Below are 22,592 nucleotides of genomic sequence, written 5' to 3'. Positions count from 1 at the left end.
GAGCTGCGGTTTTTATTTCTATTCCCCAAACATGCCTTCATCCCAACCAAAACCCTATTTCCCCAACCCCTTGCACTGCTCTCCCCCTGCGGTGGGATAGGCGGTGAGCGTCTCATAGAGAGCGGCGCGCAGGCTGCCGGATTGGCAGAAATCACAGCTGCCGCCAGCGTCGATATCGGTGATGCGGGCGCCTTGCGGCCCGTCTTGTACCAGATAGGTGCTGACAAAACGGTAGGTGCCGCTGGGGGCGTCAAGCGGGGTGCCCGGCTCGCCAAAGGTGAAGCGCACCTTGACCTCGCTGCGATCCCGGCTGCCGGCGATGGCGCGCGAGGAGAGGATCTCCGAGCCCAGCAGGTTATCCCAGGCGTTGGGCAGGAAGGGGTTGCCCTCGACAAAGGGGGGCTTCTCGTCGGGGGCCTCGCGAGTGGCTATCTCGCGCGCCTTGGAGGCGGCATTGAGCAGGCAGAGCAGCTCGGGGGAGACGATAGTGGGCAGCGCGCCGCCAAGATCGCTCTGATAGAGGCCGCTCGGTTTGACTTGGCGCTCCCAGTCGAGAAACTGGGCCACCTTGGCCTTGGCGCGGGCACTGGCGGCCGGATCGAGTTTGCCGCTGGTGGTGGTGCCCGCATGGGCCGGGGCGAGCTGGGCCGCCGCAGAGAGGGCCAGTGCCAGCACGGGCCAGCTGGATATCTTCATGGTGCCATCTTCCTTATGTTCGCTTGCATGGGCCGCGCCTTGAACAACGCGCCGGGCCCTAAAAAAAGAGCGCAGCCCAAGGGCTGCGCTCTGCGTCAGATCGTCAACCGGCGGCCCTTAGGCTCGGCGCCAGCTGGTCTTGCCGGCGCTGTCTTCCAGCACGATGCCCATCTCGGTGAGACGGTTGCGGGCGGCATCCGCCGCAGCCCAGTTCTTGTCGGCACGGGCCTGATTGCGCTCGGCGATCAGGCGCTCGATCTCGGCAACCTCTTCGTCCGCTTCGTCCCCCTTGAGGAAAGCCTCGGGGTCTTGCTGCAGGATGCCGAGCACGGCGCCCAGCTCGCGCAGACGGGCGCCCAGCGCGGCGGCAACGGCCATGTCCTCACCCTTCTGGCGGTTGATCTCGCGCACCAGATCGAACAGGGCGGAGTAGGCTTCCGGGGTGTTGAAGTCATCATCCATCGCTTCCTTGAAGCGAACCACCTGCTCGTCACCACCGGCAGCAGCGGCTACTGGCAGATCGCGCAGGGCGGTGTACATCCGCTCCAGCGCGGCGCGGGCTTGCTTGAGGTTATCTTCCGAGTAGTTGAGCTGGCTGCGGTAGTGGCCAGACATCAGGAAGTAACGGACGGTTTCGGCGTCGTAGTGAGCCAGCACATCGCGGATGGTGAAGAAGTTGCCAAGGGATTTGGACATCTTCTCTTTATCCACCATCACCATGCCGCTGTGCATCCAGGTGTTGACGTAGTCGCCACCGTGGGCGCAGCAGGACTGGGCGATCTCGTTCTCGTGGTGCGGGAACTGCAGGTCGGAGCCGCCGCCGTGGATGTCGAAGTGGTTGCCAAGGTGCTTGGAGTTCATGGCGGAGCACTCGATGTGCCAGCCAGGACGACCCGGGCCCCAGGGGCTTTCCCAGGTCGGCTCGCCCGGCTTGGACATCTTCCACAGCACGAAGTCGAGCGGATTGCGCTTGGCATCCACCACGTCGACGCGGGCACCGGCTTGCAGCTGCTCCAGATCCTGACCGGAGAGCTTGCCGTAGTCGGCGTAGGATTCGACGATAAACATCACATCGCCGTTATCCGCCACGTAGGCGTGCTCTTTTTCCAGCAGGGATTGCACCAGCTCGATGATCTCTTCGATGTGCTGGGTGGCGCGCGGTTCGATATCCGGGCGCACCATGCCGAGGGCGTCGAAGTCGGCGTGCATGTCGCCGATCAGACGCTCGGTCAGCTCGTCGCAGGTCACTTGGGTCTCGGCGGCACGCTTGATGATCTTGTCATCCACGTCGGTGATGTTGCGCACGTAGGTGAGGTCGTAACCGGCGTAACGCAGGTAGCGAGCAACCACATCAAAGGCGACGAAGGTGCGGCCGTGGCCGATATGACAGTGATCGTAGATGGTGACACCACACACATACATGCCCACCTTGCCCGGGTGGATAGGTTTGAATTCTTCTTTTTGACGAGTGAGTGTGTTGTATATCTTCAGCATCTTCTAACCACTGCCTGTGAGTAAAATGGTTGGTCATAATACCCCGTTCAGGGGCAGAAAACGAGGCAGAAAAGCGGGCCAATCCCGCCTGCCAGCACGGTTACGGCGCCAGAGAGACTATGCCGCCAGCCCCTGATGGGCTAGAATTGCCACCACTTTATGCCATACACCTGCGGGCACTTCGTCGCCCGCATCAAATGAAAGGACATATCATGGTCACTCTGCACACCAATCACGGCGACATCACCCTCACCCTGAATGCTGAAAAAGCCCCGGAAACCGTGGCCAACTTCCTGCAATACTGCCGTGACGGTCACTACGACAACACCATTTTCCACCGCGTCATCGACGGCTTCATGATCCAGGGCGGCGGCTATGCCCCGGGCTTTGAAGAGAAAGACACTCGCGCTCCCATCAAGAACGAAGCGGCTAACGGTCTGTCCAACAAGATCGGCACCATCGCCATGGCCCGCACCATGGAGCCGCACTCTGCCAGCGCCCAGTTCTTCATCAACGTGAACAACAACGATTTCCTCGACTTCAAATCCGCCACCACTCAGGGCTTCGGCTACTGCGTATTCGGTGAAGTGACCGCCGGCATGGACGTGGTCAACAAGATCAAGGGCGTCAAGACCGGCAACTACGGCCGCATCCACCAGGACGTGCCGGTAGAAGACGTGGTGATCACCAAGGTGACCCTTGCTGACTGATCTCTGCCGACTCGGCACTGACAAAACTGCGGCCCCGGCCGCAGTTTTTCCATCTGCCTCCTCCACTGCCAGCCCAAACTGGCGCCGCCTCGACTATCTGGCCCACGGAAACCCGCGCCAGCGCTCGGCCCATGCCCTGCTCACCGCCGGTGTGTGGGATGAGCTGGCAACGCAGTGCGCCGATCTGGCGCTGGTGAGCACGCTCGCCATCGGCCTCGATCGGCCGGGCAGCGATCTCGATATTCTCTGCCAGCATCCAGATCCCGCCAAGTTTGCCGCAAGGCTCGAGGCTCAAGGTTGGCAAGCGAGCGTCAAGGGCGACAATATCTGGCTGCTGGAGCGCACCTTTTCCTGCCTCGACCAGAGCTGTGCTAATAGCGGTTCTGACAAGAGCGATGCCTGCTGGCTGCTTGAGCTCTATGTCACCCCAGCTCCCATCGAGACGCTGAACGGTTGGCGCCACCTCACCCTGATGGCGGTTTTGCTGCAATGCTTTGGCGATGCTTTCTATCAGGAGGTATTGCGCCTGCGCCTTGAAGAGGGACTAAAAGGGGAGGCGGCCATGTGCCGGTTGCTGGGGCTGGCTGGAGATCCTTATGAAGCGCTGCTGACGCTGGAGGGACGCAATCTTGCCGAGCTGGCATGGCAGCCGCCATCCCGTGACGATATCCATACCTCAACTGGCGCGATGGCGCCCGCAGCGCACTATTCGTCCCCTGTTGTGTCTACTACCTCTGCCACCCCTGTTTGCCCTGTTTCGACCGAGAGCCCGACCCCCACATCATGAGCACCCTCTTTATCAGTGACATTCACCTCTCTGCCCAGCGGCCCGATATGACCGCGGCACTGGTGCGCTTTCTCGAGCACGACGCCCCCGGCGCCGATGCCCTCTATGTGCTGGGGGATCTCTTCGAATTCTGGGTTGGCGATGATGACCCCAATCCGCTCCATCAACAGATGGCCGATGCCTTCTTGGCCCTGAGCCAGCAGAACGTGCCCATCTACTTTATCCACGGCAACCGCGACTTTCTGCTGGGCCAGCAGTTTGCCAAGCGCGCGGGGATGACATTGCTGGGGGACCCCTGCGTGATCGACCTCTATGGGGAGCGGGTAGTGCTGAGCCACGGGGATCTGCTCTGCACCCTGGATGAGGGGTATCAGAAGTTTCGTCGCATCACCCAGCTCAAGTGGCTGCGCTGGCTCTTTTTGCGACTGCCGCTTGCCCGCCGTCAGGCCATCGCCTGCAAGATGCGCGGCCAAAGCCAGATGGAAAATGCTCACAAGAGCCAGATCATCATGGATGTGACGCCCGCGGCGGTAGACGAGATGCTGCGCGCCCATGACTGCCGGATGATGATCCACGGCCACACCCACAGACCCGCCATCCACGACTTCACCCTGGACGGTCACCCCGCGCGGCGTATCGTGCTGGGGGACTGGTTCGAGCAAGGCTCGGTGCTGGTCTGTCGCCCCGGCGAGCAGCAGCTGGAGATGCGGGCGCTGGCAGAGGCTTGATAGCCCGCCAGTCCGGTTGACCACCAAGCGCCGCCCCCCATCACTCCCCATCGTTCGCGCCATCCGGTTCACAGCGCATCAGGCGCGAGCGAATAAGTGGTGATCGCTCACAGATCAGCAAAGCAAACCTGCACTCCGCCTTCAGTCCCCGGGTTGTGTGAACTCCGTCACCTTGCCACTTGCCAATTGAGAGGATGATGGCGCTCAGGCAGAAATGTCTTTCTCGCCAGCTATTTCAACAAGTTGAGGTTTGTATGCCTGACAGCAATGTGGTCGCTCACCCGTTCGATGCCAAAAAGATCAATGTCAACGATCCCTATGAGATGAAGCAGTGGATCAAAATGTTCGAGTGCACCGAGGTCCAGCTGAAACGGGCGGTCAAGGCAGTCGGCACCTCAGGCAAGGCGATCAGAAAATACCTCAAGAAGTGAGGGCACAACCCCGTCACAAACCCGGCCCCGCTCGCGGGGCTTTTCTCATCTTGGCCTTTACGTGGGCCCGTCCCCGCCCCTGTTTGGCGGCGCACATACCGCCATTCAACCGCTCATAACCGGACTGTGCAGCGCGGATAAGGCCAGCGCCGTCCGCCGTCCGACAGCTTGTGACCAGCCAGCGCCATCCGGCCCTTCGCATCCCGGCATCCCTGCCTATAATGCGGGCTCAAACACACAGAGAGGATTAATCCATGGGCTTTATCACCTGGATCGTATTGGGACTGTTGGTGGGTATTCTGGCGAAGTGGATCATGCCTGGTCGCGACGGTGGTGGTTTCTTTATGACTGCCCTGCTGGGAATTGTCGGCGCCATGGTTGGCGGCTATGTGGGTACCCTGCTGGGGCTGGGCTCGGTGACCGGTTTCAATATCCCGAGCATCGCGCTGGCGACCGTGGGCGCCCTTATCGTCCTGTTTGTCTTCAACAAGATCCGCAGCTGACCCCCAACGCCATCTATGTGTAGATAAACAGGGCACCGAGAGGTGCCCTCTCTTTTTTTATCGCCCTCACGATGTTGCCAGCGGCAAGATCAGCCTCACCAGCAAGCCCCCCAGCTGGGTGGCCGGCAGCAACACCACTTCGCCGTGGTGGTAGTGGGCGATATCGCGCACCAGCGCCAGACCAAGCCCCGCTCCCGGCTGTTCGCTCCCCTGCTCGAGGCGCTGGAACGGCTGCCAGACTCGCTCCGCCAACTCGGGGGCGATGCCGGGGCCGCTATCCTCCACCTCCAGCCAGATCTGCCCGTTGCTTCGCACCACCCGCGCCGTCACGGTGCCGTGGGGTGGGGTGTATTTGATGGCGTTGTCGAGCAGGTTGGCACAGAGCTCCCCGAGCAGCAGCGGCTCCCCCGCCACCATGATGGCGGACTCCTCCCCCTCGTAACCGAGATCGATCCCCTTGCTGCGGGCCTGCGCCAACCGTGACAGACAAGCCTGCTGCACCAGCGCCGTCAACTCCATGGGCTCCCGTTGGCGCAGCCCGGAGCACTCGTCCGATTTGAGCCGGGCCAGCAGCAGTAACCGCTCGGTCAGGGCGATGGTGTGATCGAGCCGCACGGCCATGGCATCGAGGCTTTCGCTCATCAGGGCCGGATCGCCACTGCCGCGCGCAACCTCCACCTGGGTTTTCAAAATGGTGAGCGGGGTGCGCAGTTGATGGGCGGCATCGGCGCTAAAGCGCTCCTGCCGGGCCACCAGCTGGCGCAATCGGGCCAATTGGCGGTTGAACGCCTGCACCAGCGGCCGGGTCTCCTGCCAGGGAAGCAAATCCGGCAAGGGGGCAAGATTGGCGGCATCGCGGCGCAGGATCTCCCGCGACAAACGGCGCATCGGGGTGAGCAGCCGTTTGAGCAACAGATAAGCGAGCAGCAGGGTGAGCACCACCAGCGCCCCCTGGGTCAACAGGGCCGACCAGAGCAACTGCTGTGCCAGTTGCTGGCGGCCGAGCAGGGTTTCCGCCACCGTGATGCGGGCCATGCCGGTGACGCCCCCCTCGCCTACCGGTTGCAGCAACATCACGGCGCGGATTGGCGCCTCCTGATAGAGGCCGTCGTAGAAGTAGGCGAGCGCCGGATAGCGGTCGGTCAGGGGCGTACCGTCCGGCATGGGGGGCAGGTCGTCAAAGCCGGAGATGACCCTATCGTCGATGCCGCGCACCTGATAGAAGAGGCGATCGCGCATGTTGCGCTCGAAGCTGTCGAGCACCACGTAGGGCACATCCACCTTGAGGCTGCCCTCGGCCGCCGTCAGCCGCTCGGCGACGGTGCGGGCAGAGGCGAGCAGGGTGCGATCATAGGCCGAGGTGGCCGCCGCCAGCGCGCCGTAGTAGCTGTACCAGGCCGAGGCGGCCCAGAGGATCAGCAAGGGCCCCCCCAGAAATAGCAGCAGTTGATGGAGCAGGGAGCGACTAATGGGAGGCCTCCGGCGCCGCTTCCAGCAGATAGCCGAGACCGCGCAGGGTGGTGATCACCACCCCGCTGCCTACCAGCTTTTTGCGCAGCCGGTGGATATAGAGATCGATGCTGTCGAGCCCCACCTCGTCATCGAGGTTGAACACCTGCTCGAACAGCTGCCCCTTGGCGACCGGCCGCCCGTGGCGGTACATCAGCGCGGTCAGCAGCGCCAGTTCGCGCGGAGTCAGGGCAAGGCGGGCATCGGCCAGCAGAAAATAGCCGTCGGGGTGCAGGGTCAGGCGCCCCAGCCGCAGCTCGGCACCACCGCTTTCGCTGCGCCGCAGCAGGGCTCGCAACCGGGCATCCAGCTCCCCCAGATCGAACGGCTTGGCCAGATAGTCATCGGCACCGGCATTGAGGCCGCAGATCCGCTCCTCCACCGCGCCGCGGGCGGTGAGCAGCAGCACCGGCACCCCCTGCCCCCTACTGCGCAACCGGCCGAGTACCGCCAGCCCGTCGAGCTTGGGCATCTCGATATCGAGCACCGCCAGCGAGTACTGTTCGTGGCGCAGCAGGTGGTCAGCCTGAGCCCCGTCAGCCACCCAATCCACCGCGAAACCGGCGGTGGTGAGTGCCCGCGACAGCCAGTGGGCCAGTTCGTGATTATCTTCTGCCAACAGCAAGCGCATCCCTATCCCCTTGTTCCTAACCACGGCATCCAGCCGCACTGCTTCAACTGCATCCCTTCGTCACTGCCAGTGCAGGAGAAGGTGCGATCAGGGTCACACTCCCGGCTCTTGGTCAGCGATTGAAAGGTGAATGAAAGGTTGTTGTTTTAACAATTTCGCATCACTTCGTCTATCGACGGAGTCACACCCAGGAAAAACAACGACAAGATGGAGCACACAACCATGAAGCAACGCACACGTCATGCCCTCGCCCTGCTAACCCTGCTCGGCGCCCTGCCACTGCAGGCGGCCGAAAGTGCCGCGACCCCGAGCCGTACCGAATGCATCGCACCGGCCAAACCGGGCGGTGGTTTCGATCTCACCTGCAAGCTGCTGCAGGTGAGCCTGCAGGAGACCGGCACCATCGACAAGCCGATGCGGGTCACCTACATGCCGGGCGGGGTCGGCGCCGTGGCCTACAATGCCATCGTGGCCCAGCGCCCTGCCGAGGCGGGGACTGTGGTCGCCTTCTCCGGCGGCTCCTTGCTCAACCTCTCACAGGGGAAATTTGGCCGTTACGGGGTGGACGATGTGCGCTGGCTGGCGGCGGTGGGCACCGATTACGGCATGATCGCGGTGCGCCACGATGCCCCCTATCAGAACCTCAAGGAGCTGGTGAGCGCCATGGAACGCGATCCCAATAGTGTGGTGATCGGCGCGGGTGCCTCCATCGGCAGTCAGGACTGGATGAAGACGGCGCTGCTGGCCAAACAGGCCGGGGTTGACCCCCACAAGATGCGCTACGTCGCCTTTGAGGGGGGTGGCGAGCCGGTCACCGCACTGCTTGGCAACCATGTGCAGGCGGTCTCCGGCGATCTGAGCGAGATGGTGCCCTATATCGGCGGCGACAAACTGCGGGTGCTGGCGGTGTTCTCTGCCGAGCGGCTGCCCGGCAAGCTGGCCACCATCCCCACCGCCAAGGAGCAGGGTTATGACCTGGTGTGGCCGGTGATCCGCGGCTTCTATGTCGGCCCCAAAGTGAGCGACAGCGAATACCAGTGGTGGAAGCAGACCTTCGATCAGCTGGTGAAGACCGACACCTTCAAGGCGCAGCGGGATCTGCGCGGCCTGTTCGAGTTTGACCTCACCGGCGAGGCTCTCGACAGCTACGTCAAGGAGCAGGTAGCGCAATATCGCGAGCAGGCCAAAGCCTTCGGTCTGGCCAAATAGGAGCCGCAGCCATGAGCGATCGCATCTTCGCCGCCATCTGGCTGCTGCTCTGTCTGGCAGGCGCCGCCATCGCCTGGCAGATCCAGAGCGAATACAGCTATGAGCCGCTGGGGCCGCGCCCCTTCCCGCTCGGCATCATCGGCCTGATGGCGCTCTGCGCCCTGTTGCTGCTGCGCCGCCAGCCGGACACCGTCAGCTGGCCGCCGCTGCGTACCCTGCGCCACCTCGCCATCATGGTGGTGGCGCTGGCCGGGTACGGTGCCAGCTTCGAGTGGCTGGGCTTTCCGCTGGCCACCACCCTGCTCACCTTTGTACTGGGGCGCCTGTTTGGCGCCTCTGCCAAGGCTGCCCTGCTCTCCGGCGTCGTCGGCGGTCTGGTGCTCTATCTCGCCTTCGACCGGCTGCTGGATGTCACCTTGCCCCTCGGCGTCTGGTTCTCTTAAGGAGTCAATATGGATACCTGGATGTACCTCTCTCAGGGCTTTGCGGTGGCACTCACCCCGGAGAATCTGGTGATTGCCCTGATCGGCTGCTTTGTCGGCACCGTGGTCGGCCTGCTGCCGGGCCTTGGCCCCATCAACGGGGTCGCCATCCTGTTGCCGCTGGCTTTTGCCCTGAAACTGCCCCCCGAATCGGCGCTCATTCTGCTCGCCACCGTCTATATCGGTTGTGAGTATGGCGGGCGGATCTCCTCGATCCTGCTCAACGTGCCAGGGGATGCCGCCGCCATCATGACCGCGCTGGATGGCTACCCCATGGCCCAGCAGGGCAAAGCGGGAGTAGCTCTCTCCATCTCGGCGGTCAGCTCCTTTGTCGGCTCCATGCTCGCCATCGGCGGGATCATTCTGTTCGCCCCGGCGCTGGCGCGCTGGTCACTGGCCTTCGGCCCGGCGGAGTATTTCGCCCTGATGGTGTTCGCCATCGCCTGCCTTGGCAGCATGATGAGCCAGAACCCGCTCAAGTCCTTTATGGCGGCGCTGATTGGGCTCGGGCTCGCCACCGTTGGGGTGGATGCCAACACCGGCGTCTATCGCTTCACCTTCGACAGCGTTCACCTCTCGGACGGGGTGCAGTTTATCGTGGTGGTGATCGGCCTCTTCTCGGTGAGCGAAATCCTGCTGATGCTGGAGCACACCAGTGGCGGCGGCAAGCTGGTGCGCACCACCGGACGGATGCTGTTCAACTTCAAGGAGCTAGTCCATTGCACCGGCACCATGTTGCGCTCCTCCACCATCGGCTTCTTCGTCGGCATTCTGCCCGGCGCCGGTGCCACCATCGCCAGTGCCATCACCTACATGACCGAGAAGCGACTGGCGGGGCCCAATGCCAAATTCGGCGAGGGGGACATTCGCGGCGTGGCCGCGCCGGAGGCGGCCAACAACGCCTCAGCCTGCGGCTCCTTTATCCCCATGCTGACCCTGGGGGTGCCGGGTTCGGGCACCACGGCGGTGATGATGGGGGCACTGACCCTCTACAACATCACCCCGGGCCCAACCATGTTCACCGAACAGCCCGATGTGGTGTGGGGACTGATCGCCGCCCTCTTGCTGGCCAACGTCATGCTGCTGGTGATGAACATCCCCATGGTGGGGCTCTTTACCCGCATGCTCTCCATCCCGCTCTGGTTTTTGGTGCCCGCCATCGCCAGCGTCTCGGCGGTGGGAGTCTATGCGGTGCACAGCACCACCTTCGACCTGTTGCTGATGGTGGCCCTCGGGGTCTTTGGCTACCTGCTGCGCAAGATGCACTTCCCCATGTCACCGCTCATTCTGGGCTTCGTGCTGGGTGAAATGCTGGAGCAGAACCTGCGCCGCGCCCTCTCCATCAGCAATGGCGACACCGCCATCCTGTGGAGCAGCGGCATCAGCCAGACCCTGCTGGTACTGGCCATCGTAGTAATCACCCTACCCCCGCTGGTACGCCTGCTGCGCCGCCGCAAAGCCGATCCGCTGATCCCGGACGCCCGCCCGGAGCAGGGAGCCTGATCCCCTCTGAACAGAAAGAGGCACGCCAGCAAACTGGAGTGCCGTTAACGAACAAGGGCCCCACACAGTGGGGCCCTTGTTTATGAATGGCGTGTTGATGCCATCCCGCGATTCAAGTCAGTAGGTCACTGCGCGTCCGGCTGGTTGGCGGGGGCGGCTTTGATAAAGGCTTGCAACTGTTCGCAGTTGGCGACGATGCGGCGGATGGTGGGGTAATCGTCCAGGGTCATGTCGTAGCGACGGGCGTTGTAGACCTGGGGCACCAGCATGCAGTCGGCCAGGGTCACTTCGTTGCCGACGCAGTAGACACCGGCGGTGGTCATCAACAGCTGTTCGAGGGCGGTGAAGGTCTCGTCAATCCAGTGGCGATACCAGCGGGCCTCCTGCTCGTTGTTGGCCCTGAAGTGTTCTTCCAGATAGTTGAGTACCCGCAGATTGTTGAGCGGGTGAATATCACAGGCGATCATGTTGACGATCTGGCGCACCCGGGCCCGCGCGTCGGGGGAAGAGGGCATCAGAGAGTAGGCGGGATAGGTCTCGTCAAGGTACTCCATGATGGCGACCGACTGACCGATCTGCACATCGCCATCCACCAGAAACGGCACCAGCCCTTGGGGGTTGATCCGGCGATAGGCCTTCTCGCTCTGCTCGCCTTGCCGCAAATTGATGGGATGCTGCTCGTAGGTGAGCCCCTTGAGCTGCAACACGATCCGTACCCGAAAACTTGCCGACGAACGCCAATAGCCAAACAACTGCAACATAATCTGTCCCTGCATCTTATCTGGGCCCGAAGCCCGGCAGGTGCTCGCCACCTGCCTCCTTGTGTATCCGGCACCGGTTGAGGGCTCGTCGTGATCCGGACATATCCCGAATATCCTTGCCGCCAACCGGCGCTGGCCATCAACCTCCCTGACCGCTCGCTGGCACCACCTGTTGAGAGATAGTGCCAAACAGGTTTTGGCCAGAGCGATCTTCCATCGCGATCGACACTCTATCACCAAACTGCAAATAGGGGGTTATAGCTTGATCACAATCAAGAATTTCCAGCATGCGGCGCTCGGCGATGCAGGATGAACCGGCGCTGCGATCGTAGTTGGAGACGGTGCCCGAGCCGATGATGCATCCCGCACCAAGGGGGCGGGTCTTGGCCGCATGGGCAATCAGCTCGAAGAAGTTGAAGGTCATGTCCACCCCGGCATCCGGTGCGCCAAACAGGGCGCCGTTCAGATGGGTGCGCAGGGGCAACAGCACCTTGCCATCGCGCCAGTCATCGCCCAGCTCATCCGGGGTGATGGCCACCGGCGAGAAGGCGCTCGACGGCTTGGACTGGAAGAAACCAAATCCCTTGGCCAGCTCCCCCGGAATGAGATTGCGCAGGCTCACATCGTTGACCAGCATCAACAGTTTGACGTGACTGGCGGCCCCCTGCGGGCTCACCCCCATCGGCACATCGTCGGTGATGATGGCCACCTCCGACTCGAAATCGATCCCCCACTCCTCGGAGCCCATGACAATGGGCCCACGGGGAGCCAAAAAGCTGTCGGAGCCCCCCTGATACATCAACGGATCGTGCCAGAAGCTTTCCGGCATCTCGGCGCCGCGAGCCTTGCGCACCAGCTCCACGTGGTTGACGTAGGCGCTGCCATCGGCCCACTGATAGGCACGCGGCAAGGGAGAGAGGCAAGACGCTTCGTCAAAGGGGAACGCCTCGGCCACACGGCCCTCGTTAAGCTGCTGATAGACAACCTCCAGCCTAGGGGCAACCTCGGCCCACTCATCGAGGGCGGCCTGCAAAGTCGGGGCAATCTCGCTCACCCGTACCGCCCAGGTCAGATCCCGGCTCACCACCACCAAAGCGCCATCGCGCTTGCCATTGTTAAATGTTGCCAATTTCATAAGCGATTCCTTATTTGCCGGCAGCCACGCTCGGGCGCTGCCAGCTGGAGACATACCGGGTGTTCTCGATCCCTTCGCACAGACTGCCAACGTTCAGCGCATCGCGGGTATCGAGCATCACCGCTACCTCGTCGGTAAACTTCTTGGCATAGGCCTGCCCTGCCGCAAACGCCTTGGGATGGGGGCCGTGGGTGAAACCGGCGGGATGGAAGGTGACCATGCCCCGCTCGATATTGTCCCGGCTAAAGAAATCCCCCGCGTGGTAAAAGAGCACCTCGTCGTAATCGTCATTGCTGTGATAGAAGGGCACCTTGAGGGCGCCGGGATCGCTCTCGATGGGGCGCGGCACGAAGGTACAAATCACGAAGCGGCTCGCCACAAAGGTCGAATGAGCCGACGGCGGCAGATGGTAGCGATGGCTCATCAGCGGGCGGATATCCCGCCAGTTGAGGCGCACCACGCACAAGTCCCCGTGCCAACCTTGCGCATCAAGCGGGTTGAAGGGCCAGGTGATGACCGACACCTGATCGTGGCGCTTCACCTGCAGCGACCAGGGATTCTCATCCTGCTGGGCTAAAAAGCGTTCATTGATGGCGGGCACATCGAGCGCCGCCGGGTCGAAGATGGCGTGATTACCCACCAGCCCCTTATCCGGCAGCTGGTAGCTGTCGTTGGTCGCCTCGATCATCAGGATGAACAGGGGCGCCGTCGGCTCGATGCGCCACATGGTGCCGCGGGGGATCACCACGTAGTCGCCATCGCGAAGAGTCAGGTGGCCGTAGTCGCAGAAGAACTCTCCGCTCCCTTCATGGATAAAGAGCAGCTCGTCACCGTCGGCGTTGCGCACCAGAAACGGCATCGCCTCGGAGAGCCGCCAGATGCGATAGCGGCAGTGGGGGTTGCTGAGAATATCGGGGGCCACCCAGGGGGAGAGGGAACTCACCTCATCCTGCAGGGCATTGAGGTCAAACAGCCGTGGCCGCAGCGGTCCCTCCCAACTGATCCAGTCAGTGGGGGCATGCTTGTGGTGCATGTGGGTAGCTGGGCCGAAAAAGCCGCTTCGCCCCAGCTCGCGCTCATAGATGGCCTGCTCCGGCAGGTCGGCATGGGCTTGCCGGGAGTGGGTCCCCTCCCGATGGGGGAAGTTAATCCAGTTACGCATCGCTCGCTCCCTCTTTGCGGGCACCCTTCTCATCCTCGCCGCCATCCAGCACGCCACGGCGGATCTGGTCCAGCTCGATCGATTCAAACAGTGCCTTGAAATTGCCCTCGCCAAACCCTTCGTTGCCCTTGCGCTGGATGATCTCGAAGAAGACCGGGCCTATCACGGTATCGGTGAAGATCTGCAGCAGAATGCCATCCTTGGTGGGGGAGCCGTCGATGAGGATGCGCAGCTCTTTGAGTGCCGCCAGATCCTCCTGATGCCCCTCGACCCGGCTGTTCACCTTCTCGTAGTAGATATCCGGGGTCGGCATAAAACCGGTACCGCGGCTGCGCAGGGTGCGGATGGTGTGGTAGATATCGCTGGAGGCCATGGCGATGTGCTGGATCCCCTCCCCTTTGTACTGGCGCAGGTACTCCTCAATCTGGGACTTGTCATCCGCCGACTCGTTGATGGGGATGCGGATCTTGCCGCAGGGGGCAGTCATGGCGCGTGAATGCAGCCCGGTCAGCTTGCCCTCGATATCGAAGTAGCGAATTTCACGGAAGTTGCCGATCCGCTCATAGAAGTTGGACCAGACATCCATATTGCCGCGATGCACGTTATGGGTCAGGTGATCGATCTCCATAAGACCGGCATCTACCTCTGCCATCCGGGCCTGCCAGTCGGGGTAGAAGACAAAATCCACGTCATAGATGGAGCCCTTGTCGCCATAACGGTCGACAAAGGAGAGGGTGCTCTCGCCGATACCGTAGATGGCGGGAATATTGAGCTCCATCGGGCCAATCTTGCCGACAAAGGGCTTGGCCCCCTTGGCGATGGCGTACTGCTGGGCTTTGCCCGCATCGCTCACCCGAAATGCCATGCCGCAAACGCTCGGCCCGTGCAGGCTGGCAAACTGCTCCGCCTGGGAGTGAGGCTCGGCATTGACCACAAAGTTGATATCCCCCTGCCGGTAGAGCCAGCACTGCTTGTGTTTGTGCTTGGCGACCTCGGCAAACCCGAGCGAAACGAACAGGCTCTTGAGGGCAGCAATCCCTTTGGCATCGGGGGCCGTGTACTCGACAAACTCGAAACCGTCAGTACCTAACGGATTGATGGTATGGGTGGCGGAAGAGGTGGCATTCATCGGGCGCTCCTTGCTCTTGATTCGGTTAAAACGGATTGCAGCACCCAGCGGTGCGGCAAGTGTTAACAACTTGTTTCATTAGAAGCAGGGCATAGCAGGAAGAGAAGAGGCGGGTTGCAGATAGTTTTTCGCAGCTGGCAGCAAAGAATGTAAATGGATTGTGACATTTAAGCCGCAGCCTTGCGGATCAAACGGTGACGACCCGCATGGCTGTCAGCTTTGCATTACAGTTGCCAGTTTTTGACCATCAGATGGGGCAAGCAGGCCCGGGCCTTTTGCAGTCGCACAGGCGTCGGATTGATCAACCACGCCTCTTTCCCCAACCCCAGCAGCGGCAGATCGTGCAGGCTGTCGCTCAAGGCCAGCTCGGCATCGAGGGCGCAAATCTCTGGCAACAGCTTGTGCTGGCCGTGGCAATAGAAGCGCGGCATCAGGCCGCCAAAACGGTAGTGCATCTGCGAGCCAATGATCCGGTGGGGCAACTGGCCGGGCAGTTGCTGATAGAGCTGGGCCCGCACCAGCGCGCAGGGGCTGGCGGAGATCACCCAGCAGCGCGCCCCCTCACTTTGCAGCAATTCGCGAGCCTGACGATACAACCCCGGCCTGGTGCTGCAATAGGCACGCACCAGCTTGCGCCAGCCCAAAGGGGAAAGCCCCAACGTGATGGCCCACCAGATAAGGGAGATACCGCGCCGCCGCTGGCTGGGTAGCAGCTGACTTGGCAACAAATAGACCAACCCACCCAGCGCAATCACTGGCAACAGCAGCTGCGGCCAGATCCGGCGGCGCAGGATATAGCACAGCAGACCGGCGTGGCTGTCGCCGGGGGCCAGGGTGTCGTCAAAGTCGGCCAGGATCCAGCGCGGAGTGCCCCCGTCAGGATCACGATCTATCGCTGAATGGATAATAGTGTCAGACGCTGGGCGCATCAGCATCAGGGCGCAAGGGCTGCGATGGCTGCCGTGAGCTCGGGAGTGACAAATTCACTCCCCACATCGGGCGGGCAGACAAAGTCGAACGGCTTGCCCGCCAGGGTAAAACTCAGTCGCCAGGCGTGCAGATAGCCGCGATCGGCTGGCGTACCGCCATAGCGCTCATCCCCGAGAATGGGGGCGCCGATACTTTTGAGGGCAACCCGGATCTGGTGGGTTTTGCCGGTCTGGGGCTTGATGCGATAGAGCCGCAGCCCCTCGCGCACCGACACCGAATCAAACCAGCTGATGGCGGGATTATCCAGCGTGCGCACCAGCATCCAGCTGCCGCCACGCCCCTTTTGCATATCCCCCTTCACCCAACCCTGCTTCTTCTTCGGTTTACGATCGGAGAGCGCCAGATACTGCTTGCTCACCTCACGGGCCGCAAAAGCCATGCTCAGCTCACGATTCGCCTCAGTGGTGCGGGCCAGCAGCACCAAGCCGGAGGTCATCTTGTCGAGCCGGTGCACCGGATAGAGGGTCAGCCCTGTATCGGCCTTCACGCGATTGATCAGCCCCGGATTGACCGACTCACCGTCGCCCTTCTCGTCGTGCATGCCGATACCGGGCTGCTTGTCGATAACCAGGAAAGCGGGATGCTCAAACAATATCCGGTACATAAAACCTCGGGAACTGGGGAATAAGGCATGCAGCCAACGGCTGGCGGCACTCGGGAGTGCTGCATTCTCCCTGCTCGTCCGCCATTTGGCAAACCGGGCGGGCAGAGGATGAAGATAAAAAATGGCCCCGCCTGCAACAGGCGGAGCCATTTTCGCTCATCTTGGCAGCTCACCCCTTACACATTGCGCGGGCGCAGGTGAGCGTGCCAGCGCGCTTCCCACTTCTTGAACAGCCAGACGATGACAAAGGTGAGCAGCATATAGAGCAGCCCCGCGGTCAAAAAGGCCTCGAACGGACTGTAGTAGCGGGAGTTGATGATCCGCGCCGCGCCGGTCAGATCGACGATGGTGATGATGCCCGCCACCGCCGAACCTTGCAGCATGAAGATCACCTCGTTGCTGTAAGCCGGCAGTGCCCGACGAAACGAGTTGGGCAAAATGATCCGGGTCAGGGTCTGCCAGCGGGTCATGCCAAAGGCGTTGGCTGCCTCAATCTGGCCGCGCGGCATATTGTGCACCGCCCCGCGCACGATCTCGGCGGTATAGGCGGCGGTATTGAGGGTGAAGGCCAGCAGGGCGCAGAACCAGGCTTCGGAGAAGAGCGACCAGGCGGCACTGTTCTTCAGCCACTCCCACTGGGCGGCGCCATAGTAGATGATAAAGAGCTGCACCAGCAGCGGGGTGCCGCGAAAGAAGTAGATATAGGCCCAGATTGGCCCCTTGATCAGCCAGTTGCGGCTGTTGCGCAGAATGCCCATGGGCACCGCCAGCATCAACCCAAGGATCAGAGAGAGGGCCACCAGCCAGACGGTGGTATAGAGCCCCTCCCAGTAGGTGGGCCACTCTTTGAGAATGATTGAGAAATCCATGGCTTACCTCGTCTTGATGGCATAGTGACGCTCGGCCCATTTGAGCGCCGAGGTGGAGACTGCGGTGAAGATCAGGAAGATCAGCGCCACCGCCATATAGAAGGTGAAGGGCTGCTGGGTCGAGCCCGCCGCCAGCGAGGCTTTGCGCACCATGTCATCAAGGCCGATGATGGAGACCAGCGCGGTGGTTTTCAGCAGCACCAGCCAGTTGTTGCCAAACCCGGGCAGAGCGTGGCGCATCATCTGGGGGAAGAGGATCCGGACAAACACCTGGGTTGCCCGCATGCCAAAGGCCCGTGCGGCCTCCAGCTCGCCCTTGTCCACCGCCAGAATGGCGCCGCGAAAGGTCTCGGTCATGTAGGCGCCGAAGATAAAACCGATGGTCGCGACACCGGCCACAAAGGGGCTGATGTCGATATAGTCCGGAAGCAGGGAGACCCACTCCTGATTGGGATTACTCTCCAGTAACCAGCTGTTGTAAGTCTCGTTGACCCAGGTGCAGATACCGTTGATCAGCACCTGGCCGCCAAAGAAGAGCAGCATCATCAGCACCAGATCGGGGATGCCGCGAATGATGGTGGTGTAGCCGGTGGCGATGGCCCTGGCCCACTTGTAGGGAGAGAGTTTGGCCAGCGCCCCCAGCATCCCCAGCAGCAACGCCAGCAGCAGGGAGGCCAGCGCCACTTCCAGGGTGACCCAGGCGCCCTCCAGCAGCGAGGCTTCGTATCCTTTCAAATCAAACATATGCAGCTCCATCGCCACTGAATCTTCACGCACCTGCTAACCAGAAGGCTCCATAGCAGTCCGAATGAAATATGTGCAGTTCCATTGCAATCAATGCGGGCCCGTAAACTCCCTCAGGGAGGTGACGGGCCCGATGACTACTGACGGGATCAACCTGTCGTTACTTGCCGTAGACGTCTTTGGACTTACTCGCCGTAAACGTCTCTTTGTTTTACTCTCCGTAAACGTCGAACTCGAAGTACTTGTCGTTGATTTCCTTGTACTTGCCGTTGGCACGCAGCGCCAGAATGGCGGCGTTGAATTTCTCTTTCAGATCCTTGTCAGCCTTGCGCACCGCAATACCGGCACCCTCGCCAAACCACTTGGGATCGGTCAGTTTCGGGCCGACGAATTCGAAGGCATCACCGCCCTCTTTCTTCAGCAGACCGTCGGTGATGGCGGCAGAGTCGGCCAGCACATAGTCCACACGACCGGATTTCAGATCGAGATAGGCTTCATCGGCCGTGCCGTAACGCTTGATGGTGGCGTTGGGGAAGTTGTCGGTAATAAAGGTATCCATGGAGGTCGCACGCTGCACCGCGACGGACTTGCCTTCCATAAAGGCTTTGTCGAGCTGCACATCAGTGCCCTTTTTGGCGGCGAAGCGGGCCGGAATGTGCTGGTACTTCTGGGTGAAGTCCACCTTCTTCTTGCGCTCTTCTGTGATGTCCATGGTGGCGATGATGGCGTCAAACTTGCGCGACAGCAGCGCCGGAATGATGCCGTCCCAGTCCTGCTTGACCAGGGTGCACTTCACTTTCATCTCTTCGCACAAGGCGTTGGCGATGTCGATATCAAAGCCTTTCACCTCGCCACTGGGCTCGGTCCAGGAGAAGGGGGGATAGGCACCCTCAACCCCGATCCGGACCTCTTTCCACTCCTTTGCCATCAGGCTACCGGACGCGAGGGCAGTAACTACGGCTGTCGCCAGCATCAGCTTGTTCATGTATCTCTCCTTGATAAAACAGTTGATTGGGTAACCAGGCATCCCGCCATCAGTAGATGGAGGAGATGAATTGCTTGAACCGCTCGGATTTGGGATGGGCGAAAATCTCCTTGGGGTTGCCCTCCTCTTCCACCCGCCCCTGATGCAGAAACATCACCTTGTTCGATACATCCCGGGCAAACGACATCTCGTGGGTCACCACCAGCATGGTGCGCCCCTCTTCGGCCAGCTCGCGCATCAGGCCGAGCACCTCCCCCACCAGCTCGGGATCCAGCGCCGAGGTGGGTTCATCGAACAGCATCACCTCGGGCTCTACCGCCAGCGCACGGGCGATGGCGGCCCGCTGCTGCTGACCACCGGAGAGGTGGCCGGGATAGTAGTCACGCCGCTCCCAGAGTCCAACCCGGTTGAGCAGTTGCTCTGCCTTGGCCAGTGCTTCGGCGCGAGGTACCTTGAGCACCTGGATCGGCACTTCGATGATGTTCTGCATGATGGTCATGTGTGACCAGAGATTGAAACTTTGAAACACCATGGCCAGCCGGCTGCGGATCCGCTCCACCTGACGCATATCCTCGGGCAACCGCTCGCCGGCGCGGCTGGTTTTCATCCGGATCAACTCGCCGTGGAGCGAGACGGTGCCGGATGAGGGGGTTTCGAGCAGATTGATACAGCGAAGAAAGGTCGACTTCCCCGAGCCGGAGGAGCCGATAAGGGAGATCACATCCCCCTTGTGGGCGGTCATGTCGATGCCCTTGAGCACTTCGTGGGTGCCAAAATATTTGTGCAGATCACGTACTTCCAGTGCGGCAACGTCGCTCATCCATTACAACCTTGTCTGTCCCTAGACGCCGCAGGGGGCGTGACTCAACCATCGTCCATTTAACAAAAAGTTAACCGATGGCAACCTTCAGCGAAAATATCACCCGGATAGTGAAAAAACAATACAGAACGAGGGTCTTCAGGGGATTCGCTCTATTTTTATTCGCTCTTTGCGTATTTTTCAGCACTTTGTTTGCATAAACAGCCGTTTCAATGGCTATTCCGATAACGCCTTTTTATACCCCAATCATATCAGTGGCAAGAGAAAAGCGTGATGTGTGCCAAACCGGCACCAAAATGGCTTTATGCACACCCTTGCCGAGCGAAATATCGGCACCCCGATTGGATCAACTTGATTTCATTGGTGCACTCGGGCTCGCACAGAACCTTATCAAACAGAGAGGTTGTGGCAAAAAAGTAACAATCTGCCCCCAAAAGGGCTGTTTTCGGCCATGAAAGCGATAGATATGTGACACAGAGCCAATAAGTAATGATAAGGTGGTGTTTTTATCAGTTTTTGTGATCGAGGCCTCGATGCTGCTCAATGTGTTGCTGATCCTGTTGCCACTGGCAATCGGCTATCTGATTCCCCTCTCCTCTGCCCGGCTGATCAAGCTGGTCAACCAGAGTCTGGGCAAGATGGTCTACCTCATTCTGTTTCTGATGGGGCTCGGGCTTGCCTATGTGGAAAACTTGGGCAGCAATCTGGCGGTGATCTTCAAAGTCGCCGGGGTGATGCTGACCGCGATCACGATCTGCAACCTGCTGGCCCTCTGGTGGCTCGACAAGCGCACGCCGCCGACCCACGAGGCGAGCGATAGCAAAATGCCGAGCAAGCTGCACCTGTTGTGGGAATCCCTGCAGCTCTGCTTTGTGGTGCTCGGTGGTGTGCTGCTGGGTCTATTGGTGGATCTGCGCGCACTGCCCATCGACAAGTGGAGCGAGTGGGCCCTGATGCTGCTGCTGTTTCTCATCGGGGTGCAGATGCGCAACTCCGGCATGCGGCTGCGCCAGATCCTGCTCAATCCCTGGGGGATGAAGATAGCCGCCACCGTCATCCTCAGCAGCTGGCTGGGCAGCCTGCTGGCGGCCCAATTGCTGGGCATGCCCTTTGCCCATGGTCTGGCGATGAGCTCGAGCTTCGGCTGGTATTCGCTCTCCGGCATTCTGGTGGCCGACAAACTGGGGCCGGTGCTCGGTTCTGCTGCCTTTATCAACGATCTTGGGCGCGAGCTTATCGCCATTCTGATCATCCCGGTCCTGATGCGTCGCCACCCCTCGGCGGCCATCGGTTACGGCGGCGCCACGGCGCTGGACTTCACCCTGCCGGTCATCCAGAAATCAGGGGGCATTCAGGTGGTGCCGGTGGCCATTGTCTCCGGCTTTATCCTGAGCCTGCTCGGCCCCATCCTGATCCTCGGGTTTCTGGCGATCTAAACCTTATTCCCACACTGCAGATAAAAAAGCCCGACCTTGTTGTCGGGCTTTTGCTGTTTGGAGCAACCATGCACTCGCACTGGCTGCGATATTGCCCGCAGCCTTATTCGCGCCATTGGCCGCCACTCATCACCCGTTCGATAGCAAACGTCCGGCCGTGCACCAGCAGCAGATCCGCATCCTGCCCGACCCCGATACGCCCCTTGCTGCCAAGCCCCAGCGCCTGTGCCGGATTGCTCGTCACCACGGCCAACGCCCTCTCCAGCGAGACACCGAGCCGGGTCGCGCGCACGCACTGCTGCCACAGGCTGGCAATCTGGCCGCAGCGCATCTCGATTAGCCGCCCTTCGCCATCAAAGCGCGGCAGGCTGGCGTTGGCATCCGAGCTGAAGGTGATGCGCTCGGCAGGCACATTGGCGGCCAACAGCTCGAGGAGCGCATCGGCGGCAAGCCGCTCGCCATCCTCCAGCAGATCGGGAAAGCTCGAGGTGGTGAGGTCGACCCAACCTCCCGCCTTGCCCCACTCGATGGCCTCGGCAAAGAGCCAGGGGTTGCGGTTGCAGTGGGTGGGATAGAGCTGGCGCAGCGGAATGTCGGTCTCATCGCGCAGGGCCCGCAGGGGGGCCAATGCCCCCTTGCCATCCCCGACATGGAAGAAGCTGACCCCGCTCTTGCCCGCAAGCAGCCCGGCCACTCGCGCCTCGCTGGCAAGCCTGGCCAGCTCGTCGTGGGTCGGCGCACTGGATCTGTGGTCACTGATGGCCACCTCCCCCACCCCCAATACCTCGGGGATCAGGATGATGTCCGACTCCACCGTGCCAGTCAGGGTCTTGACCGGCAGATGGTAGGAGCCGGTATACATAAAGGCGCTCACCCCGGCGGCGCGAAACTCGCGCACCTTGCCGAGCACCTGCGCGGGAGTGCGGGTCAGGCTGTCGGTGCCAAGCGCCGCCACCAGGGTAGTGACACCTGCCTTGAGCGCCTCGCTCGCCGCCAGTTCCGGGGTGCGAAAAGCAAAGCCCCCCTCACCGCCGCCGCCGGTAATATGGGCCAGCGGATCCACCAACCCGGGCACCAGATAGCGGCCTCGACCATCGACCCGATGCAGCGGCCAGTTTGCAGGCACCGTCAACCCCTTGCCCATCCAGGCGATACGGCCATCAGCCACCAGCAGATCCTGCTGGCCAAGGTGGGTGGGGCTGAAGATCTCGGCCCCCTCGAACAGGGTCAACATGGCGATCCTCCTTGCACGATTGTCGCTTGCCCGATGAAAA

At 61.3% G+C, this 22,592-nt stretch carries 24 protein-coding genes; 9 read left to right on the top strand and 15 right to left on the bottom strand.

Going from position 1 to position 22,592, the window contains the following annotated elements; genetic code table 11:
* Window positions 1-54: 54 nt before the first annotated feature.
* Complete coding sequence (locus LRL22_RS07135; protein WP_270905050.1) at window positions 55-696, bottom strand: hypothetical protein; 642 nt, start codon at window positions 694-696, stop codon at window positions 55-57.
* 117 nt (window positions 697-813) lie between these two features.
* Window positions 814-2,190, bottom strand: a complete 1,377-nt coding sequence (cysS, locus tag LRL22_RS07130) for a cysteine--tRNA ligase (RefSeq protein WP_270905049.1) — start codon at window positions 2,188-2,190, stop codon at window positions 814-816.
* 212 nt (window positions 2,191-2,402) lie between these two features.
* Here cysS and LRL22_RS07125 point away from each other — a divergent pair, with 212 nt between their 5' ends.
* The 5 genes from LRL22_RS07125 to LRL22_RS07105 all read left to right on the top strand — a co-directional run bounded on the left by LRL22_RS07125 (window position 2,403) and on the right by LRL22_RS07105 (window position 5,349).
* Entirely contained in the window at window positions 2,403-2,900 is a 498-nt protein-coding gene (locus tag LRL22_RS07125) for a peptidylprolyl isomerase (RefSeq protein WP_005337417.1), read from the top strand.
* A complete protein-coding gene (locus tag LRL22_RS07120) occupies window positions 2,890-3,687 on the top strand; it encodes a DUF4269 domain-containing protein (RefSeq protein WP_270905048.1) in 798 nt (265 codons plus the stop codon). Before LRL22_RS07125 ends, LRL22_RS07120 begins: the two co-directional genes overlap by 11 nt.
* Window positions 3,684-4,415, top strand: a complete 732-nt coding sequence (gene lpxH / locus LRL22_RS07115; RefSeq protein ID WP_270905047.1) for a UDP-2,3-diacylglucosamine diphosphatase — start codon at window positions 3,684-3,686, stop codon at window positions 4,413-4,415. Before LRL22_RS07120 ends, lpxH begins: the two co-directional genes overlap by 4 nt.
* Window positions 4,416-4,669: 254 nt before the next feature.
* Window positions 4,670-4,846 carry a DUF3606 domain-containing protein gene (locus LRL22_RS07110; protein ID WP_139434670.1) on the top strand — a complete coding sequence of 59 codons (177 nt, stop codon included), beginning with the start codon at window positions 4,670-4,672 and terminating at the stop codon, window positions 4,844-4,846.
* Window positions 4,847-5,100: 254 nt separating this feature from the next.
* Window positions 5,101-5,349 (top strand): GlsB/YeaQ/YmgE family stress response membrane protein, encoded by a 249-nt coding sequence (locus LRL22_RS07105; RefSeq protein ID WP_005359720.1) that lies wholly within the window; start codon window positions 5,101-5,103, stop codon window positions 5,347-5,349.
* A 66-nt stretch (window positions 5,350-5,415) separates the two neighbouring features.
* Here the strand turns inward: LRL22_RS07105 and LRL22_RS07100 are convergent, their stop codons facing one another.
* Window positions 5,416-6,771, bottom strand: coding sequence for a sensor histidine kinase (locus LRL22_RS07100; protein ID WP_270905046.1), 1,356 nt, complete (start codon window positions 6,769-6,771; stop codon window positions 5,416-5,418).
* A 43-nt stretch (window positions 6,772-6,814) separates the two neighbouring features.
* Complete coding sequence (gene tctD / locus LRL22_RS07095; protein ID WP_139476610.1) at window positions 6,815-7,489, bottom strand: transcriptional regulator TctD; 675 nt, start codon at window positions 7,487-7,489, stop codon at window positions 6,815-6,817.
* 222 nt (window positions 7,490-7,711) lie between these two features.
* Here tctD and LRL22_RS07090 point away from each other — a divergent pair, with 222 nt between their 5' ends.
* From LRL22_RS07090 to LRL22_RS07080, 3 genes are read left to right on the top strand one after another with little or no spacing between them, the layout of a single operon-like run.
* On the top strand, window positions 7,712-8,698 hold the full coding sequence (locus LRL22_RS07090) for a Bug family tripartite tricarboxylate transporter substrate binding protein (protein ID WP_042082378.1): 987 nt from the start codon (window positions 7,712-7,714) through the stop codon (window positions 8,696-8,698).
* An 11-nt stretch (window positions 8,699-8,709) separates the two neighbouring features.
* On the top strand, window positions 8,710-9,141 hold the full coding sequence (locus LRL22_RS07085; protein ID WP_005350923.1) for a tripartite tricarboxylate transporter TctB family protein: 432 nt from the start codon (window positions 8,710-8,712) through the stop codon (window positions 9,139-9,141).
* 9 nt (window positions 9,142-9,150) lie between these two features.
* Entirely contained in the window at window positions 9,151-10,683 is a 1,533-nt protein-coding gene (locus LRL22_RS07080; protein ID WP_088869256.1) for a tripartite tricarboxylate transporter permease, read from the top strand.
* Window positions 10,684-10,808: 125 nt separating this feature from the next.
* Here the strand turns inward: LRL22_RS07080 and maiA are convergent, their stop codons facing one another.
* From maiA to LRL22_RS07030, 10 genes are all read right to left on the bottom strand, one after another.
* On the bottom strand, window positions 10,809-11,444 hold the full coding sequence (maiA, locus tag LRL22_RS07075; RefSeq protein ID WP_270905045.1) for a maleylacetoacetate isomerase: 636 nt from the start codon (window positions 11,442-11,444) through the stop codon (window positions 10,809-10,811).
* A 139-nt stretch (window positions 11,445-11,583) separates the two neighbouring features.
* Window positions 11,584-12,579, bottom strand: coding sequence for a fumarylacetoacetate hydrolase family protein (locus LRL22_RS07070; RefSeq protein WP_270905044.1), 996 nt, complete (start codon window positions 12,577-12,579; stop codon window positions 11,584-11,586).
* Window positions 12,580-12,589: 10 nt separating this feature from the next.
* Window positions 12,590-13,741: a homogentisate 1,2-dioxygenase gene (locus LRL22_RS07065; RefSeq protein WP_270905043.1), complete on the bottom strand. Its 1,152-nt coding sequence runs from the start codon at window positions 13,739-13,741 to the stop codon at window positions 12,590-12,592.
* Window positions 13,734-14,870 carry a 4-hydroxyphenylpyruvate dioxygenase gene (gene hppD, locus LRL22_RS07060; protein WP_270905042.1) on the bottom strand — a complete coding sequence of 379 codons (1,137 nt, stop codon included), beginning with the start codon at window positions 14,868-14,870 and terminating at the stop codon, window positions 13,734-13,736. Before hppD ends, LRL22_RS07065 begins: the two co-directional genes overlap by 8 nt.
* 224 nt (window positions 14,871-15,094) lie before the next feature.
* Window positions 15,095-15,805, bottom strand: a complete 711-nt coding sequence (locus LRL22_RS07055) for an HAD family hydrolase (protein WP_270905041.1) — start codon at window positions 15,803-15,805, stop codon at window positions 15,095-15,097.
* A complete protein-coding gene (locus LRL22_RS07050) occupies window positions 15,805-16,464 on the bottom strand; it encodes a TIGR01621 family pseudouridine synthase (RefSeq protein ID WP_270905040.1) in 660 nt (219 codons plus the stop codon). The genes LRL22_RS07055 and LRL22_RS07050 overlap by 1 nt, the downstream gene beginning before the upstream one ends.
* A gap of 176 nt (window positions 16,465-16,640) precedes the next feature.
* Complete coding sequence (locus LRL22_RS07045) at window positions 16,641-17,333, bottom strand: ABC transporter permease (RefSeq protein WP_005337302.1); 693 nt, start codon at window positions 17,331-17,333, stop codon at window positions 16,641-16,643.
* A gap of 3 nt (window positions 17,334-17,336) precedes the next feature.
* Entirely contained in the window at window positions 17,337-18,077 is a 741-nt protein-coding gene (locus LRL22_RS07040; protein ID WP_005352911.1) for an ABC transporter permease, read from the bottom strand.
* 211 nt (window positions 18,078-18,288) lie between these two features.
* On the bottom strand, window positions 18,289-19,062 hold the full coding sequence (locus tag LRL22_RS07035) for an ABC transporter substrate-binding protein (protein WP_005337307.1): 774 nt from the start codon (window positions 19,060-19,062) through the stop codon (window positions 18,289-18,291).
* Window positions 19,063-19,111: 49 nt separating this feature from the next.
* Window positions 19,112-19,882: an ABC transporter ATP-binding protein gene (locus tag LRL22_RS07030; RefSeq protein WP_005337310.1), complete on the bottom strand. Its 771-nt coding sequence runs from the start codon at window positions 19,880-19,882 to the stop codon at window positions 19,112-19,114.
* Window positions 19,883-20,415: 533 nt separating this feature from the next.
* Between LRL22_RS07030 and LRL22_RS07025 the strand changes: the two genes are divergently transcribed.
* Window positions 20,416-21,318, top strand: coding sequence for a lysine exporter LysO family protein (locus LRL22_RS07025; protein WP_058059015.1), 903 nt, complete (start codon window positions 20,416-20,418; stop codon window positions 21,316-21,318).
* A gap of 103 nt (window positions 21,319-21,421) precedes the next feature.
* Here the strand turns inward: LRL22_RS07025 and iadA are convergent, their stop codons facing one another.
* Window positions 21,422-22,552, bottom strand: coding sequence for a beta-aspartyl-peptidase (gene iadA, locus LRL22_RS07020; protein WP_270905039.1), 1,131 nt, complete (start codon window positions 22,550-22,552; stop codon window positions 21,422-21,424).
* Between the last annotated feature and the right edge of the window lie 40 nt (window positions 22,553-22,592).

The sequence above is a fragment of the Aeromonas sp. PI_26 genome, assembly GCF_027854445.1.
Classification (GTDB): Bacteria; Pseudomonadota; Gammaproteobacteria; order Enterobacterales; family Aeromonadaceae; genus Aeromonas; species Aeromonas veronii.
This window is presented reverse-complemented; position numbering and strand designations above follow the sequence as displayed.

Excerpts from the sequence above, each read along its gene's own strand:
- LRL22_RS07135 (WP_270905050.1), bottom strand. The coding sequence starts at position 696 with ATGAAGATATCCAGCTGGCCCGTGCTGGCACTGGCCCTCTCTGCGGCG.
- cysS (WP_270905049.1), bottom strand. The coding sequence starts at position 2,190 with ATGCTGAAGATATACAACACACTCACTCGTCAAAAAGAAGAATTCAAA.
- LRL22_RS07125 (WP_005337417.1), top strand. The coding sequence starts at position 2,403 with ATGGTCACTCTGCACACCAATCACGGCGACATCACCCTCACCCTGAAT.
- lpxH (WP_270905047.1), top strand. The coding sequence starts at position 3,684 with ATGAGCACCCTCTTTATCAGTGACATTCACCTCTCTGCCCAGCGGCCC.
- LRL22_RS07110 (WP_139434670.1), top strand. The coding sequence starts at position 4,670 with ATGCCTGACAGCAATGTGGTCGCTCACCCGTTCGATGCCAAAAAGATC.
- LRL22_RS07105 (WP_005359720.1), top strand. The coding sequence starts at position 5,101 with ATGGGCTTTATCACCTGGATCGTATTGGGACTGTTGGTGGGTATTCTG.
- tctD (WP_139476610.1), bottom strand. The coding sequence starts at position 7,489 with ATGCGCTTGCTGTTGGCAGAAGATAATCACGAACTGGCCCACTGGCTG.
- LRL22_RS07090 (WP_042082378.1), top strand. The coding sequence starts at position 7,712 with ATGAAGCAACGCACACGTCATGCCCTCGCCCTGCTAACCCTGCTCGGC.
- LRL22_RS07085 (WP_005350923.1), top strand. The coding sequence starts at position 8,710 with ATGAGCGATCGCATCTTCGCCGCCATCTGGCTGCTGCTCTGTCTGGCA.
- LRL22_RS07080 (WP_088869256.1), top strand. The coding sequence starts at position 9,151 with ATGGATACCTGGATGTACCTCTCTCAGGGCTTTGCGGTGGCACTCACC.
- maiA (WP_270905045.1), bottom strand. The coding sequence starts at position 11,444 with ATGTTGCAGTTGTTTGGCTATTGGCGTTCGTCGGCAAGTTTTCGGGTA.
- LRL22_RS07070 (WP_270905044.1), bottom strand. The coding sequence starts at position 12,579 with ATGAAATTGGCAACATTTAACAATGGCAAGCGCGATGGCGCTTTGGTG.
- LRL22_RS07065 (WP_270905043.1), bottom strand. The coding sequence starts at position 13,741 with ATGCGTAACTGGATTAACTTCCCCCATCGGGAGGGGACCCACTCCCGG.
- hppD (WP_270905042.1), bottom strand. The coding sequence starts at position 14,870 with ATGAATGCCACCTCTTCCGCCACCCATACCATCAATCCGTTAGGTACT.
- LRL22_RS07055 (WP_270905041.1), bottom strand. The coding sequence starts at position 15,805 with ATGCTGATGCGCCCAGCGTCTGACACTATTATCCATTCAGCGATAGAT.
- LRL22_RS07050 (WP_270905040.1), bottom strand. The coding sequence starts at position 16,464 with ATGTACCGGATATTGTTTGAGCATCCCGCTTTCCTGGTTATCGACAAG.
- LRL22_RS07045 (WP_005337302.1), bottom strand. The coding sequence starts at position 17,333 with ATGGATTTCTCAATCATTCTCAAAGAGTGGCCCACCTACTGGGAGGGG.
- LRL22_RS07040 (WP_005352911.1), bottom strand. The coding sequence starts at position 18,077 with ATGTTTGATTTGAAAGGATACGAAGCCTCGCTGCTGGAGGGCGCCTGG.
- LRL22_RS07035 (WP_005337307.1), bottom strand. The coding sequence starts at position 19,062 with ATGAACAAGCTGATGCTGGCGACAGCCGTAGTTACTGCCCTCGCGTCC.
- LRL22_RS07030 (WP_005337310.1), bottom strand. The coding sequence starts at position 19,882 with ATGAGCGACGTTGCCGCACTGGAAGTACGTGATCTGCACAAATATTTT.
- LRL22_RS07025 (WP_058059015.1), top strand. The coding sequence starts at position 20,416 with ATGCTGCTCAATGTGTTGCTGATCCTGTTGCCACTGGCAATCGGCTAT.
- iadA (WP_270905039.1), bottom strand. The coding sequence starts at position 22,552 with ATGTTGACCCTGTTCGAGGGGGCCGAGATCTTCAGCCCCACCCACCTT.